Genomic DNA, 15,584 nt, shown 5'->3' on the forward strand with positions numbered 1-15,584 from the left:
CTAAATCTCGCGGAGCAAGGACATCTGAAATGGCAAGTCTCGTCCCCTGCCCGCATTGCGGGCCAAGACCGAAGGAAGAATTCACCATCAAGGGCGCGGTCCTTCAAAGGCCCGCCGCCGATGCCGGCACGGAGGAATGGTTCGATTATGTCTATCTGCGCGACAATCCGCGCGGGGCCTATGACGAATATTGGCACCACACATCCGGCTGCCGCCGCTGGCTGGTCGTCGCCCGCGACACCGTCACCCACCAAATATCCGCCTGCCGCGACGCCGCCGACAAGACAAAAGTGACAAGCGCATGAACTCTCACCGTCTGAAGACCGGCGGTCTGATCAACCGCTCCAAGCCACTTCCCTTCACCTTCGACGGCAAGCTGATGTCGGGCCTGGAGGGTGACAGCCTTGCCTCCGCACTGCTCGCCAATGGTCAGAAACTCGTTGGCCGCAGTTTCAAATATCATCGCCCGCGCGGTCTATTGACGGCGGGCGCAGCCGAGCCGAACGCGCTGATGACGATCGGCAGCGGCGGGCGCACGGAGCCGAACACCCGCGCCACCATGCAGGAGCTTTATGCCGGGCTGGAAGCCAGAAGCCAGAACCGCTGGCCCTCTCTTGATTTCGATATAGGCGCATTGACCGGTCTTCTCTCCCCGTTCCTCGGCGCGGGGTTCTATTACAAGACCTTCATGTGGCCCGCCGCCTTCTGGGAAAAGATATATGAGCCCTTCATCCGTAAAGCAGCCGGTCTCGGCAAGGCGAGTTATGAGGCGGATCCGGATTCCTATGACAAATGCTGGGCACATTGCGACCTGCTGGTGATCGGTTCCGGCCCGGCGGGGCTCGCCGCCGCTCTTGCGGCTGGCCGCGCCGGGGCGCGCGTCATCATGGTCGATGAACATTCTTCGGCTGGCGGCGGTCTTCTTTCCGAAACCGCCACCATCGGTGGCAAAAGCGCTGCGGATTTCGCGGCGCAATGTGTTGCCGAGCTCGAAACCCTGTCCAATGTCACGGTGCTGACGCGAACCACGGCTTTCGGGTGGTATGACGGCAATGTCTTTGGCGCGGTGGAGCGGGTGCAAAAACATCTCTCCGATCCGAAAGCGCACGTGCCCGTGGAACGCCTGTGGCGCATCGTCGCCAAACGAGCCCTGCTGGCCACCGGTGCGGAAGAACGGCCGCTTGTCTTCGGCGGCAATGATATTCCCGGCGTCATGATGGCCGGCGCGATGCGCAGCTATCTCAACCGTTATGCCGTAAGCCCCGGCACGGCGACGGCAATTTTCACCACGAACGACAGCGGTTATGCGCTTGCCCGCGATCTGGAGGCGCAGGGCGTCGCGATTACCGCCATCATCGACAGCCGTAAGCAGGGCAATCCGATCTATGACGGCAAGGCACGCGTCATCAAGGGTGGCGTCGTTTCGAATGCGAAGGGTGGCAAGGCGCTTTCCGCCATCGAGGTTTATGCGAATGGCCGCGCGGAGAGCCTAAATGTCGATGCGCTGGCCATGTCGGGCGGCTTCAGCCCCATCATCCATCTCGCCTGCCATCGCGGCGGCAAGCCGGTCTGGTCGGAAGACCATGCCGCTTTCCTGGCGCCCGGCAATCTCAAGGGGCTGGAACTCGCGGGCTCGGTTTCTGCAATAAACGGTATCGCCGCCTGCCTGGATAATGGCGCGCGAAAAGGTGCGGAACTGGCAGAAGGCCTCGGCTTTGCCTCAACCGCACCGACATTCGGCACGGTGGAAAACGATATCGTGGCCCCGCCTGCAAAGCCGCTCTGGACGATTCCCGGCATCAAGGCGAAAGCCTTTGTCGATTACCAGAACGACGTTCACCGCAAGGATCTCGGCCTTGCCATCCGTGAAGGTTATGGCCACGTCGAACTCGCCAAACGCTACACCACGAACGGCATGGCGACGGATCAGGGCAAGCTTTCGAACGTCAATGCCATCGGGCTGCTGGCCGAAGCGCGTGGTATCTCCCCGGCGGAGGTCGGCACCACGACATTCCGGCCGTTTTATACGCCCGTCTCCTTCGGGGCACTGACCGGGGCCTATCATGGCCAGCACTTCCAGCCGGTACGCAAATCGCCGCTGCATGGCTGGGCCGAAAAAAATGGTGCGGTCTTCGTCGAAACCGGTCTCTGGTATCGCTCCTCCTGGTTTCCTCGCGAAGGCGAAAACGGCTGGCGGGAAAGCGTCGACCGTGAGGTTTTGAATGTGCGCAAGAATGCCGGGCTCTGCGACGTGTCGATGCTCGGCAAGATCGAAATCTGTGGCAAGGACGCCGCGGAATTCCTTAACCGGGTCTATTGCAACGCTTTCCTCAAACTGCCGGTCGGCAAGGCGCGTTATGGCCTGATGCTGCGTGAAGACGGCATGATCTATGACGACGGCACCACCAGCCGGCTGGAGGAAAACCGCTTCTTCATGACCACCACCACCGCTTATGCGGCGGGCGTCATGAACCATCTGGAATTCTGTGCGCAGGCGCTCTGGCCTGATCTCGACGTGCGGCTTGCCTCCGTCACCGACCAATGGGCGCAGATGGCGATTGCGGGACCGAAGGCACGCACCATTCTGCAAAGAATCGTCGATGAAGATATTTCCGATGAAGCTTTTCCTTTCCTTGCAGCGCGGGAAGTCTCCCTGTTTGGCGGGCAACTGCACGGACGCCTGTTCCGGATCTCCTTCTCCGGTGAATTGGCCTTTGAGCTCGCCGTCCCGGCCGGCTATGGTGAAAGCGTCGCCGATGCGCTGATGGAAGCAGGAAAGCCCCAGGGTATCATGCCGTATGGCGTCGAGGCGCTTGGTGTGCTGCGCATCGAAAAAGGCCATGTCACCCACAATGAAATCAACGGCACGGTGGTGCCGGCGGATCTCGGCTTCGGTAAAATGGTCTCGACCACGAAGGCCGATTTCATCGGCCGGCAGATGCTGGAGCGCGAGGGACTCTCCGACGCAGACCGTCCGAGCCTTGTCGGCGTCGTGCCGCTTGATCCAAAACAGTCATTTCGCACCGGTTCGCATATTCTTGCGAAGGAGGCCGCGGCAACGCTGGAGAACGATCAGGGTTATGTGACCTCCAGCGCTTTCTCACCGCATCTAGGTTCGACCATCGGTCTCGCACTCGTCAAGAATGGCGCTGCGCGGCATGGCGAGGAAATCATGGTCTGGAACGGTCTGCGCAACGAATTTACCCAAGCCCGCCTTTGCAACCCGGTTTTTGTCGATCCTCAAAACGAGAAACTCCATGTCTGATTTTAAGTCTGACTTCCGGCCGACGCTCCGTCCGGTGCTGGGCGCGAAGCGAGCGATTGCCTCCACCGCCATCAAGCTCTCTCCTTTGCTGGAGAGCGCTATCATCCACGTTCTGGCCGCACCCGACGCGACGGATCTGGAGTTTCGCCTTCGCGACCTTGCCAAAGGCGATGTACGCGCGGTCTCACCGGGCCAATGGTTCATCGTCGGTGAACACCCTTTGTCTCACGCCGATATGAAGGCGCTTTTCGCGATCCTTGAGCCCCGGGCAACGGGTGTTGACCAGAGCCAAGGACGGGTTCGCATCCGCATTGAAGGCAAGATGGCCGAGCGGGTTCTTGCCAAAGGCACTGCGGTCGACCTATCTCTCGCCGCCTTCTCGGTGGGACACTCCGCCACGACGCTAATCGGCCACATCGCCGCCCACCTCACCCGCGTCGACGGACAGGTTTTTGAAATCATTGTGCTGCGCGGTTTCGCGGAAAGTCTCTGGGACGATCTTGTCCGAATGAGCCTCGAGTTCAGTTGAGACACATAATCGGGGGCACGAACGTGGCAATTAGCATCGATGGAAAGCAATCAACGCTCTGGTTCGCCCCCCAATAATAGATCAGGGCTTTGGCACGATCGTTGCGAGCTTGCGAAACGGCGATAGGATTTGGAGACGGCTTGGCACGCCCTTGGCAATACTGATAATCGATCCAGGACCGATCTTCACCGGTTCGGCTTCAGCCTGCGAATACATGGCCTCGCCTTCGATGACGACAAATGTTTCCTCAAGGTCGCGACCCGGATAGTTGTAGATGCCGGGCTCGGCTTTCCAAACCGCGACGATCGTGCCGTTTTCGATCTGGTCTTGCCATATCTGGCGGCGATAGGAGCCGCCGTCCCGGCCTTGCGCCGGCATGGCCGGAACAAGATCCACGTCATCGGAAATATTGAAAATCGGCATGGTCATGGTAATTCTCCTTGCTGTGTATAATGTTGGCATGAGCCTGATGGTTGTGCTGGTTCAGGCATGGGGTGGCAGGTCCGCCCCAGCCAGTTTCGTGGATATGTTGTCGCGCAGCCGGTAGTAGCGCAGCATCATTTTAGGTGCGAAACCCATGTAGAAGGGCGCAGCCTTCAGGGGCTCCAAATTCAGGGCAAGCTCGTTTTCGGGCTTGCCCAGCGCCCATTCCGAAAGAATGGAACCGAGCATGGAGCCTGTCGGCACACCGCGGCCGGAAAGACCGGTCAAAGCCACGACGCCCGGCGCCAGATCGTAAAAGCGCGGAACGGTGCGATATTGCATGTCGAGTTCGCCGAACCAGAAATAATCCCAGCGGATTTCTTCCCGAAGCTCGGGATGCAGCCATTTGAGCCTTTCGCTCATGACTTGTCGCGTATAGGCCATGTCGCGGCCACGGCGTCCCATGGGGAACATTGATGCGACAATCCGACCTTCGGCACTGTATTTATAGACATAGATGTCACCGCGGCCATCGTGGATCGTCGTGTTTTGCGGCAGGACTGTCCGGCGTGTCTCTTCGGAGAGGATTTGCGTGGCGGCAACGAAGACGCGCTGGATCTTGAAGGTGCGATCGAGCTTGGGCCAGCCGCCAACCGTATAAGCGCCGGTGGTAAAGATCACTTTGGACGCGATCACCTCTCCACCCTCCGTCTTGACCTTCCAGCCGCCGCTCACGTCGCGCTCGCAACCCGTTACCGTCGTACCGGTGAATATCTTCCCGCGTTCCTGGATCACAGCCCGGCCGAGACCGCGGGCGTAACCGAGCGGATTGAGATGGCCTGCCTCCTCATGCAGCCAGCCGCCGTGAAAACGCGGACTGCCGGTGATGGCCGCCACCTCGTCACGATCGAGAAGCCGGGTTTTAGCGCCCACTGCATTATAGGTCTCGACCCTGTGCCTGATCTCTTCCATAGCGCCCTTATGTGGCGCGCCCATCACATAACCGTTCTGCACCCATTCGCAGTCAATCTGATAGTCGCGGATCATGCTTGAGACGCGGTCATTCGCTCGCGTTTGCCGCTCGATCAATCGTTCCGCAAAGGGTTCACCCAGCATGCTGCGCAGCTCGGGCAGGCTGTAATGGGTAAAGGTCGGCGTGCAATGCCCGGCATTGCGGCCGGACCCGCCAAAGCCGATTTCCTGCCGCTCCAGAAGCACCACATTGACGCCGGTTTTCGCCAGCTCCAGCGCGGTCGTCAGGCCGGTATACCCCGCGCCGACGATGCAGACATCGGCCTGCATGCGACCGGAAAGAGGCGCCGTATGCGGTGCGGACGCTGCGGTCGCATACCACAGCGTCACGTCAAAGGGTGAGAACGAGACCATTCGCCCATGCCCTCAGTTCAGGTCGCTGCGCGCATCGAGCGCATCACGAAGGCCGTCGCCGATGAAATTGAAGCTGGTGACGGCAAGGGTGATGGCAACGCCCGGCACGATGGCGAGCCATGGCGCCTTGTCGAGATATTGCTGCGCGCCGTTCAGCATATTGCCCCAGCTCGGCAGCGGCGGCTGGATGCCATAGCCGAGGAAACTGATATAGGCTTCGAGAAGAATGGCGCGCGCAACCGTGAGCGTGGCGGCGACAATGATGGGGCCAACGGCGTTTGGCAGCAGCTCGCGGAACATGATCCAGCCATTGGGCAGGCCGAGCATGCGGGCCGCCATCACGAAGTCCCGCTCGCGCAAGGACCGCACTTCGGCCTCAACCAGACGGGCAATCTCCATCCAGCTGGTGACGGCGATGATGACCGTGATCATGAACGGGCTGGGCTTGACGAAGGCGGCAAGCGCCAGAAGCAGGAAGATGCTGGGAAACGACAGAAACGCATCAACGAAGCGCATCAATATTGCGCCGATGCGACCGCCATAATAACCGGCAACCACGCCGATGATGGTGCCGATCAGCGTCGACAGCACCATGGCAAAGAACCCGACCAGCAGCGAGATGCGGCCGGCGTTGAATAGGCGCGCGGCGATGTCACGCCCGAGCGGATCGGTACCGAAAATATGGGAGCCGGTCATCGGTGGGGCAAAGCGGGCGCGCAGATCGATGAAAAGTTCATCATAGGGCAGAAGATAGGGCCCGACCACGCAGGCGAAAATCATCACGGTGATCATGATGAGGCCGAGCACGGCAAGCTTGTGGCGGGCGAAACGGCGCAGCGTGCGGTTCTGCCACCAGCGGAATTGCGGTGTGGCCGGTGAGGGATGAAGTGTTGCAGCGGACATGGTCTTTCCTTCGATTGGGTGCGGCGTTTCCTCGATCCGGCCCTATCCGAGCCGGATACGGGGATCGACGAGAGCGACCAGGAGGTCGGCGAGCAAGCTTCCCAGCAGCACGAGGATGGCGGAAAACATCAGCAGTCCCATCACGACGGGATAGTCGTGATAACCGAGGCTATCGAGGAACAGGCGGCCCATGCCGGGCCAGGTAAAGACGGTCTCGGTGACAAGCGCGCCCCCGAGGATCGTCGGAAGCTGGAGACCGGCAAGGGTGATCATCGGTAAAAGCGCATTGCCGACGACGTGTTTCATCAGCACCCTGCGTGGCGTCAGCCCCTTGGCGCGGGCGGTGCGGACAAAATCCTGATTGATGACATCAAGCGTCGCGGTGCGCATATAGCGGCTCCAGACGGCGATGTTGACAAGGGCGAGCACGAGGCTCGGCATGATCAAGTGGATTGCATAATCATAAAAAGACTGATCACCGATCGTATACATGTTGCCCGCCGGCAGCCATTTCAGCCTGAGCGCAAAAACATAAATAGCCACCAGTCCGAACCAGAAGGTGGGAATGGAAAGCGCCACCATTGCCCCGACCGTCGCGGTGTAATCGAACAGCGTATAGCGTTTGGTCGCCCCCTTGATGCCGAGCCAGGTGCCGACAAGGATGGATATGACGGTGGATGAGACCATCAACAGAAGCGTCGCGAACAGATGCCCGGAGATAATGTCGAGAACCGGTCGCTGGTCGCGATAGGATTTCCCCCAGTCGCCTTGCAGGAGACGCCAGGCCCATTCGAGATATTGCACCGGCAGGGGCCGGTCGAGGCCCATTTGGTGGGCGATACGGTCGAGCGCCTCTCGCGTCATGCCGGGCGTCAGGGCAAATTGCGACAATGGCCCGCCGGGTGCCAGATTGAGGATCGCAAAACCGATGATCGAGACGAGCAGCAGAAGCACGAGGCTCTGCCATATCCGATGGATAAGAAAGGTCAGCATGTTGAGGCTCCAGGTCGCATCGTGAACTGGCTCAGAACCATCCACGAATAGCCGTCAGAGTGCCGGCTGTTTCAAAGCCGGCACCGTCGCTTCGATCGGGTGGGAAACCCTGTGCGGCAGGCTTTATGCCACCCGCCAGGTGGAAACGTTCCACGTATCGATGCGGGTGTTGACGTTTGGCGTCACGTTTTCGACGCCCTGCTTGTGACCACGCACCGTTGCATACTGGAAAAGCGGCAATAGCGGCAGTTCCTTGCGCATGATCTCCTGGATCTTCAGGTAGACGGTCTTGCGTTCTTCCGGCACGAAGAGGCTGCCGCCCTTGGCCAGGAGATCATCGACGTCCTTGTTGACGAATTGCCAGGTGTTCTGGCCCGAGCCGCCTTTCGCGCCGCTGGAGGTGGAGCGGAAAAAGTCTGAAGTATCAGGGTCCGGGCCGGTCAGGAAGTCGAGCCCGACGATAACCGAATCGAACTTCGACAGCATCCAGTAGTCACCCCACATGACGGCCGGCGGCAGGTTGGAAATGGTCATTTCCACGCCGATATCCTTGAAGGATTGCTGCATATATTGCTGAACCTGCTCGCGGATATGGTTGCCGGCCGTCGTGGAGCAGGTGAAGGCGAGCTTCACACCATCCTTGGCGCGCACGCCATCGGCGCCAGGAGCCCAGCCCGCATCATCGAGCAGCTTTTTGGCTTTCTCGATGGAGTATTCATGCTTGGGAAGATCGGGATTGTAATAGAAAGACTGCTGAGGAACGTAGCTTTCGGTGGGTGTCGGTAGCCCGTAATAAAGCGCCTCGATGATCGACTGTTTGTCGATCGCCGCATAGAGCGCCTCTCTGACCGCCGGGTCCTTGAACTGCGGGCGCTCCATGTTGAACGACAGGGATTCGATCGTTGAACCCGGCACGACATTGACCACCTTGCCGGCAAGGTCCTTCGCCTCGTCATAATGGTCGGGCGTGATCCATTGCAGACCCACAACGTCGATGTCGCCGGTCTTGAACTGGGTGTACATGACATTGAGGTCAGGCACATATTTGTAAATCAGACGCTCGATATGCGGACCATCGCCGAAGTAGTCTTTATTGGCGTCGAGAAGAATGTAGTCGCCCGCGACGCGTTCCTTCCATTTGAATGCGCCCGTTCCAACCGGTGCGTTGTTATAGGCGGCTGTATTGCGGTCGGCTTCCGCGCCGAGAAGATGCTTCGGCGTGATGAAGGTGGAGGCAAGGATCGAGGGATAGGGAGCGAAGGGCTTCTCCATCCTCCAGGTGATTTCCGTGGGCGAAACCACCGTCAGATCACGCACGAACTCATGCCCGGTCTTGCGCCAAGACCGGAAATTGGGATCGACCAGAAGTTCAAGCGTGAACTTCACGTCTTCGGCGGTGAACGGCTTGCCGTCGTGCCACTTCACGCCGTCGCGCAGCTTGACCTTCCAGTTGAGACCATCGGCGGAAATGCCGCCGTTTTCGACTGTCGGCACTTCGGCGGCAAGAGCTGCGACAAAGGCACCCTTCTCGTCAACATAAAACAGCGGGTCGAAGATGCTGAAATGGATACCTTCGTCCACTTCAATATGCGGCATATGCGGGTTGAAGACGGTGGGCTCCTGCGAGAAGCCGACCGTCAACTGGCCCTTGGCGTCCTTGCCCTGCGCCATGGCACGGGAGAAGCCCGGAAGGCCGGAAAGGACGACGCCGGATGCGCCGAGCGCCAAAAGGCCGAGCGCCTGGCGGCGGGTGGTATTCATAAGCGGCTTGTTCTTGTCGGACATTTTTAGTTCCCCTTGTTCCGATGGTTGAACACGACGATTATTTTTGCTTCCGCCTCTCTGGACGGTTACTACTCCCATCAGCAGTTGCCTGCCTCATGCTTCAAAAGGATCGGCGGCACGAAGCCGCCGGGCTTGTCACGTCAAAAGCCGCTGACCAGCTCGATCTTCGAACCGTCGCTGAAGCGGCTGAAACGGAAGTCGCGACGATCGACAATCGGATCGCGGCCGGTGACGATATCAGCCATGAGTTTTCCCGCCGCCGGGCCGATGCCGAAGCCATGGCCGGAAAAGCCGGTTGCGACATGGAAGCCTGGAATGGCGGCGATACTGTCGATGACCGGAATGGCGTCTGGCGTCACATCGATCATGCCCGCCCAGCGCTGGGAAATTTCGGCCTTTTCGAAGACCGGAAAAGCCTTTTTCAGCTTGGCAAAGGCACCGTCCGTCATGCCCATGGCCGGAACCGGATCGAGCACGCGGTTATACTCGAAGGGCGAAGCCTCATCGAGCGCCCAGCGGCGCGGGATGCGCCACTCATCGTAAAAACGGCCGGTGAGGCGCAGGTCGAGCGAGCGCCATTCATGGCGCAGAGCCGGCAGGAACTTCAGCGCATAACGGAACGACGCCGGCACGATATCGACGATGTTCTGGAAGCCGTTGGCGATCGTATATCCCCCGTCCAGACGTTTGCGGACGGCAAAACCGTTTGACCAGATCGCCTCTTCCGGACCGCCCTCCAGCGGTTTGGTGCGCAGCACGGAATTCATGACCTTGAGCTGCGGCAGGTCGAGACCGTTATTGCCGAGGAACAGGCTGGACCAGGCCCCTCCCGCCATCACTGCCGCCTTGCAGGCGATTTCGCCGCGCTCCGTCACGACACCCGAAACTTTGCCGCCAGAAAGCTGCAGGCCGCGCACGGCGCATTCGGTCAGGATGAAGGCGCCACGGTCGCGGGCAGCCTCGGCGATGGCGGGGGCGGCGCGCTGCGGCTCGGCCCGGCAATCGCCGGCAGTATAGAGCGCACCGGCAACATCCATGTTGGAGTCAGGATATTTCGCCTTGAATTCCTTTGCACTCAGCATGCGGCTTTCAATCTGGTAGCCTTCCAGATTGCGGTTCCAGCGCTCGTGCTCGGAAAATTCCTTTTCGTTTGCACAGGTGAACACGATGCCGGAACGCTTAAAACCGGTTTCTCGCCCCGTGCGGCGATTGAGATCCGCCCATATGCGCAGCGATTCCGCCATCAAAGGCACTTCGCGCGGGTCGCGGCGGGAAATCCGCACCCAGCCCCAGTTGCGGCTGGATTGTTCATGGCCAATCCCGCCCTTTTCGCACAGTGCGACACGCAGCCCCTGATCGACAAGTTCGAGCGCGGTGGAGGTGCCGATAATGCCGCCGCCAATGACGACGACATCGACTTCTTTCGGCAATTCCGCATCGCCATGGACGGGAACGACATAAGGACCGGGCATGTCAGAAAAACTCCTCGAGCTGGCAGTTAACGGCGAATTCGGCAACGGAAGCCTCGTTCGGCAGGGACAGCAGCATGGCAATAATGCGGGCAAGATCGGCAGGCTGGGTCATCTGGTCGGCCGGCCGTTCGGACAGGGCGGTCGCCATATCGGTGGCGACGAAACCGGGGCATACCGCTGTCGCGCGCACACCGCTTTCGAAACCCGCCTGACGGATGGCATGCGCAAGTGCGACCGCCGCAAATTTGGAGAGAGAATAGCTACCGGCCGATGCGGACTTTACCCGCTTGCCCGAGAGGGAAGCGAGGATGATGACCCGGCCACGGCCACTTTCGCTCAAGGCATCCCAGGCGGCCTTCACCAGCCGTCGCGGCGCCTTGACGTTGACCGCAAGCATGGCGTCGATGTCGTCATCATCTGCTTCGATGACTGTCTTCGGGATCATGATGCCGGCATTGGCGACGACCGCATCGATACGCCCGAAACGCTGCAAGGCGTCATCCGCCCAGCGCTCCTCGGAAGTCACGTCAAAGGCGTCATAATGCGCAAGATGGACCCGTGCCTCATGACCCACGGCCCATTGCGGCAGGGATGGGCTGCGCATGCCCAGCGATACCGACCAGCCTTCGCTGAGAAGCGTAGCGGCGACATGGTCTCCTATCCCCCTGTTTGCCCCTGATATGAGAGCCACGCGTCCCGTCGTTTTTGTCATCATGGAAGCCCCACAATATGCCGGTAGGCACGACGCAGAATGTCGATGACCTGTTTCTGCTCGTCTTCCGGAATGAAACTGAAGAAATCGCGCGATTGCTGCGGAACGATTTCGCGAACTTTTATTGCAAGTGCCGAACCGGCCTCTGTGATGTATAGCTCCTGGGCGCGACTATCCTCCGGCGACACTTCCCGGCGGATAAGATCGTGCGACACCATCTGGTCGATAATCCTGCCCATTGCAGACCGATCCCGCATAGTCAGATGGGCGATCACCGACGGACGGATGCCAGGGTAGTCATCAACGAGCAGCAGCGTCGTGATCTTTCCGGTTCCCTTTGCCACATCCAGCCCGTCCAGCCGGGCATCGAGATCACGCGATACGGCAAGGTTGATCGTGCGGATGTAAAAGCTCAGCGTGTCTTCAAGCACATCGAGATTGATGTCGGTGGGCGATGTCGGCGGATTTTCAGATGGTTTCGACATGGAGTTTCCGTTCGCATGGTCAAGGATCAGCATCGGCGCACACGCGTTCCCGGCGTGCCGCAATACAGGTTTTCGGCCATGTCGTATTTCAGTTTTGTGACTTAATGAAAGAATAATTAGTGGACAAACGCAACTATTTTTTACTGCAAAAAACAGATTTTTTCGATTTATATCAATTACTTAAAACAAAAACGTTTCGCCGCCGGATGTCCAGGATGATCCGGCGGTACAATCGGTCTTTGATGTCGCGCAATGCGAAAGTCTGACAAACCGGCCCGGCTCGTCAGACTGTGATCTTAAGTGCCGACGGCGGTTGCCGCAGGCTCCCAGTCCGCGCCCGGGATCGCGGCAACGAGTTTCTGGGTATAAGGGTGGGCCGGCGAGCGGAAGATTTGCGCCGGTGGGCCCTGTTCGACCACCGTTCCCTTGTGCATGACAAGAACATCGTCGCAAATCTGGCTTGCAACGCGCAGGTCATGGGTAATGAAGATCATCGCCACCTTCATTTCCCGTTGGACGCGTGCCAGAAGCTCCAGCACCTGCGCCTGTATGGAAACGTCGAGAGCAGAAACCGCTTCGTCGGCCACAAGCACGACTGGATCGAACATCAGGGCACGGGCAATGCCGACGCGCTGGCGCTGGCCGCCGGAAAATTCATGCGGGTAACGGTCATAGGCCTGCTCATCCAGCCCCACCAACTTCAACATTCCAAGGGCCTTGGTTCTTGCCTCGTGCACAGCCATGCCGTGGGCAATGGGACCGATCGTCAAAATCCTGCCGATCGTGTGGCGTGGATTGAGCGACGCGAAGGGGTCCTGAAAGATCATCTGGATATAGGGCCGTAACGATCGAAACGCCGTTTCGTCCATCGAAGCGATATCGCGGCCGTCAAAGTGTATGGAGCCGCCATCCGCTTCCAGCAATTTGAGCAGGACACGTCCGAGCGAAGACTTGCCCGACCCGCTTTCCCCGACGACGCCGAGCGTCTGACCCTTGCGGAGCTTGAAGCTGATACCGTTTACCGCTTTGACGATGCGGGCCTTGCGGAAAAACGAGCCGGAACTGCTATATTCCTTCTCGAGATTTTCAACCTCGAGAACGATGGGAGCTTCCTCACTGAGCGGACGCTCTGCGTTGCGCATCCGCGGAACCGCGGCAACCAGCCGCTGGGTATAGGGATGCGTTGGATTGACCAGAACCTGATCTACCCTTCCCTGCTCCACGAGATATCCCTTTTCCATCACCACGACGCGATCCGCAATCTCGGCGACCACGCCAAAATCATGGGTGATGAACATGACGCTCATGTTCTTCCGCTTCTGTATCTTGCGGATGAGATCAAGGATCTGCGCCTGCGTGGTTACGTCGAGGGCCGTCGTCGGCTCGTCGGCAATGAGCACATCAGGATCGAGCGCCAGCGCCATGGCGATCATGACGCGCTGACGCTGCCCGCCGGACAGCCGGAACGGATATTGCAGCCGCATCAGCGGCGGGTCGGGAAGACCCACCTCTTCAAGCAGTTCCAGCACCTTGGTCTTGCGGGTTTCCGGCGTGCCATAGCCATGCGCCTGCAGTACCTCGGCGATCTGGTCGCCGATTGTCATCAAAGGATTTAGGGCTGAAAGCGGGTCCTGGAAAATGATCGACACCGCCTGACCACGCAGCGGGCGAATTTTATCTTCTTTGTCCGCTAGTATATCCATTCCCTTGAAATGGATTTCGCCAGAACTGACGGTGATTACGGGCGACAGAAGCCCCATGATCGTGCTGGCGGTGATGGATTTGCCGGATCCGGATTCACCGATGATGCACAGGATTTCACCTGCATGCAGGTCGAACGAGATATCTTTGACCGCGTGAGTGCGCTCCATTCCCGGCGGAAGATCCACCGTGAGACTGCGAACGGAAAGCACCACGTCGGCCGACGTGGTTGGATGCGACATAAAGTTCCCCTTGTTTTTTGTAACTTTGTTCGCCTTGGCCGACGCGTCATGCGCCGAAGAGAATATAGTGGACAATATCTACTATATTGTCCAGCGGCGACGACGCGCTAAATCGGTGCTCTTGATTTTTCACTGATGGGTCGGTTGACCCACCTGACAGACAATTTATCGTTTGTGCGAGCCGGCAGTTGGCACCCGCTCCGTTATCTTTAGGGTCATGCGTAAGGGAACAAAGCAATGTCGGCACCTGCAACCGCGTTTTCACAATCATTCTTTCACGGTACCCGCGCAGATCTGCGGCCCGGGGATATGATTGCCGTCGGTTACCAATCCAATTTCGTCGACACGCAGTTATCGTGGGTATATTTCGCAGGCACCATGGATGCGGCGATATGGGGGGCTGAATTGGCGGCGGGTGAAGGACCGGAACGGATCTATGTGGTCGAGCCCACGGGCGCTTGGTCGGACGATCCGAACGTGACCGACAAGAGATTTGCGGGCAATCCGACGCTCTCATATCGATCGCGAGACCCGTTGCGGATCATCGGAGAGGTCGTGAACTGGCGGGGTCATTCGGCGGAACAGATCCGGGGGATGAAAGAGGCAATCGCGCGGTTAACAGAAGAAGGCAATAACGTCGTTATTGATTGATCGCTGTCAGCTATTGATGCTGTTCTTGCCTCAAAATCAGGAAAGAAGGTGTCTACAAATCGCGGGGCTATTCAGAGTTCGCCGTTTATCTCAGAGATGTTGGCCTCGATGACGCGCACAATTGCGCCGAACGGCTTCGGATCGCTGTTCGTTCGACGGACTTCTCAGACATACTTGGCTCAAGACATGTGACAGTCAGCTTTGGCGTGACGGCAGGAGAGGCGGATTGGGACCACATGTATAAGGTGGCGAGTGCCTACCTTTATGAAGCGAAGGAAAGCGGAAGAAATCAGACTATTACGGGCGGCGTGAAGGCGATCTGGTTCAGGCAGCGCTGCTTACCGTCGACGACGGTAAGAATCCAAGTCAGGCTCGGGCATCCAGACTGCTGTCGTGACGGGGTTACACAGGACAGATCAAAGTATCGGCCTCCTCAAAGAAGAAGCAAGCGTAACGCGCGAAAGAACCGCAATTCTTCATGGGTTTTTGGAACTACAGGGCAAAAAGCATGTTCGGCGACGACTGCAAGAAACTTTGCGGCTTTACCGAGCAAGGCAGAAACAAATGATCAAATCGAAATCGTCTGACGTCGTCGAATCCAGCAATTATCAAACCGTCGCCCACCCACCCGGTTTCGATGCTCCGCAACCAGCCCCCGAGGCGATAGCCCGACCGCTGGATACCGGCGCTTCTGGGGCAACGTACAGTCCACCAGAGAGCACCCCATCGCCCGCGATGGATATCGGAGCCGAAACCGAAGCACCACTAGTAGACATAGCCTTGGCGAGCGTGAGAAATCAAACAGGGAGCGCAGCCAGTTCGACGCCCGCCGAAGAGCTGGCGGCAATGCGAGCCGAGTTCAACAGGCTGAGTGACAGTGTGACTGAGATGGGATCCGCCTCGGTTCGTGTCCTGCGAGCAGGAAGCGAGAACATGGTCGAAGATCTGCGTGTCCGCATCAGGGCTCAGCCAGCCGGAGCTATTCTTCTGGGCTTGCTGGCCGGCTATATATTTGGCGCCAAGCGCCGTCAATAAAT

General features: G+C 58.9%; 15 protein-coding genes. 6 read left to right on the top strand and 9 right to left on the bottom strand.

Features of this window, described 5'->3' with window-relative positions:
• Positions 1 to 29: 29 nt before the first annotated feature.
• The 3 genes from ACFVTJ_RS17405 to soxG are packed head-to-tail and all read left to right on the top strand — an operon-like array spanning position 30 to position 3,794.
• On the top strand, positions 30 to 305 hold the full coding sequence (locus ACFVTJ_RS17405; protein ID WP_386909466.1) for a sarcosine oxidase subunit delta family protein: 276 nt from the start codon (positions 30 to 32) through the stop codon (positions 303 to 305).
• Entirely contained in the window at positions 302 to 3,265 is a 2,964-nt protein-coding gene (locus tag ACFVTJ_RS17410; protein ID WP_386909468.1) for a sarcosine oxidase subunit alpha, read from the top strand. Before ACFVTJ_RS17405 ends, ACFVTJ_RS17410 begins: the two co-directional genes overlap by 4 nt.
• Positions 3,258 to 3,794, top strand: coding sequence for a sarcosine oxidase subunit gamma family protein (soxG, locus tag ACFVTJ_RS17415; RefSeq protein WP_386909470.1), 537 nt, complete (start codon positions 3,258 to 3,260; stop codon positions 3,792 to 3,794). Before ACFVTJ_RS17410 ends, soxG begins: the two co-directional genes overlap by 8 nt.
• Positions 3,795 to 3,875: 81 nt before the next feature.
• Here soxG and ACFVTJ_RS17420 read toward each other — a convergent pair whose 3' ends face one another.
• The 9 genes from ACFVTJ_RS17420 to ACFVTJ_RS17460 all read right to left on the bottom strand — a co-directional run bounded on the left by ACFVTJ_RS17420 (position 3,876) and on the right by ACFVTJ_RS17460 (position 13,896).
• The gene (locus ACFVTJ_RS17420; RefSeq protein WP_386909471.1) at positions 3,876 to 4,223 is read right to left on the bottom strand and encodes a cupin domain-containing protein; all 348 of its coding nucleotides are present in this window, start codon (positions 4,221 to 4,223) and stop codon (positions 3,876 to 3,878) included.
• Between the two features lie 54 nt (positions 4,224 to 4,277).
• The gene (locus tag ACFVTJ_RS17425) at positions 4,278 to 5,603 is read right to left on the bottom strand and encodes an NAD(P)/FAD-dependent oxidoreductase (protein WP_386909473.1); all 1,326 of its coding nucleotides are present in this window, start codon (positions 5,601 to 5,603) and stop codon (positions 4,278 to 4,280) included.
• A gap of 12 nt (positions 5,604 to 5,615) precedes the next feature.
• Entirely contained in the window at positions 5,616 to 6,506 is an 891-nt protein-coding gene (locus tag ACFVTJ_RS17430; RefSeq protein ID WP_386909475.1) for an ABC transporter permease, read from the bottom strand.
• A 42-nt stretch (positions 6,507 to 6,548) separates the two neighbouring features.
• Positions 6,549 to 7,499, bottom strand: a complete 951-nt coding sequence (locus ACFVTJ_RS17435) for an ABC transporter permease (RefSeq protein ID WP_386909477.1) — start codon at positions 7,497 to 7,499, stop codon at positions 6,549 to 6,551.
• Between the two features lie 123 nt (positions 7,500 to 7,622).
• Positions 7,623 to 9,284, bottom strand: a complete 1,662-nt coding sequence (locus ACFVTJ_RS17440; RefSeq protein WP_386909478.1) for a peptide ABC transporter substrate-binding protein — start codon at positions 9,282 to 9,284, stop codon at positions 7,623 to 7,625.
• Positions 9,285 to 9,424: 140 nt separating this feature from the next.
• Positions 9,425 to 10,756 (bottom strand): NAD(P)/FAD-dependent oxidoreductase, encoded by a 1,332-nt coding sequence (locus tag ACFVTJ_RS17445; RefSeq protein ID WP_386909480.1) that lies wholly within the window; start codon positions 10,754 to 10,756, stop codon positions 9,425 to 9,427.
• A gap of 1 nt (position 10,757) precedes the next feature.
• Positions 10,758 to 11,468, bottom strand: a complete 711-nt coding sequence (locus ACFVTJ_RS17450; RefSeq protein WP_386909482.1) for an SDR family NAD(P)-dependent oxidoreductase — start codon at positions 11,466 to 11,468, stop codon at positions 10,758 to 10,760.
• Positions 11,468 to 11,953 (bottom strand): MarR family winged helix-turn-helix transcriptional regulator, encoded by a 486-nt coding sequence (locus ACFVTJ_RS17455; protein WP_386909484.1) that lies wholly within the window; start codon positions 11,951 to 11,953, stop codon positions 11,468 to 11,470. The genes ACFVTJ_RS17450 and ACFVTJ_RS17455 overlap by 1 nt, the downstream gene beginning before the upstream one ends.
• Before the next feature lie 296 nt (positions 11,954 to 12,249).
• A complete protein-coding gene (locus ACFVTJ_RS17460) occupies positions 12,250 to 13,896 on the bottom strand; it encodes an ABC transporter ATP-binding protein (protein WP_386909486.1) in 1,647 nt (548 codons plus the stop codon).
• A 237-nt stretch (positions 13,897 to 14,133) separates the two neighbouring features.
• On the opposite strand from ACFVTJ_RS17460, the gene arr reads away from it, so the two are divergent.
• From arr to ACFVTJ_RS17475, 3 genes are read left to right on the top strand one after another with little or no spacing between them, the layout of a single operon-like run.
• Positions 14,134 to 14,547: an NAD(+)--rifampin ADP-ribosyltransferase gene (gene arr, locus ACFVTJ_RS17465; protein WP_386909488.1), complete on the top strand. Its 414-nt coding sequence runs from the start codon at positions 14,134 to 14,136 to the stop codon at positions 14,545 to 14,547.
• Positions 14,548 to 14,582: 35 nt separating this feature from the next.
• The gene (locus ACFVTJ_RS17470) at positions 14,583 to 15,134 is read left to right on the top strand and encodes a diguanylate cyclase domain-containing protein (protein WP_386909667.1); all 552 of its coding nucleotides are present in this window, start codon (positions 14,583 to 14,585) and stop codon (positions 15,132 to 15,134) included.
• Entirely contained in the window at positions 15,112 to 15,582 is a 471-nt protein-coding gene (locus ACFVTJ_RS17475) for a hypothetical protein (protein WP_386909490.1), read from the top strand. The genes ACFVTJ_RS17470 and ACFVTJ_RS17475 overlap by 23 nt, the downstream gene beginning before the upstream one ends.
• Positions 15,583 to 15,584: the final 2 nt, after the last annotated feature.

It is taken from the genome of Agrobacterium sp. NPDC058088 (assembly GCF_042885035.1).
Taxonomy (GTDB): domain Bacteria; phylum Pseudomonadota; class Alphaproteobacteria; order Rhizobiales; family Rhizobiaceae; genus Agrobacterium.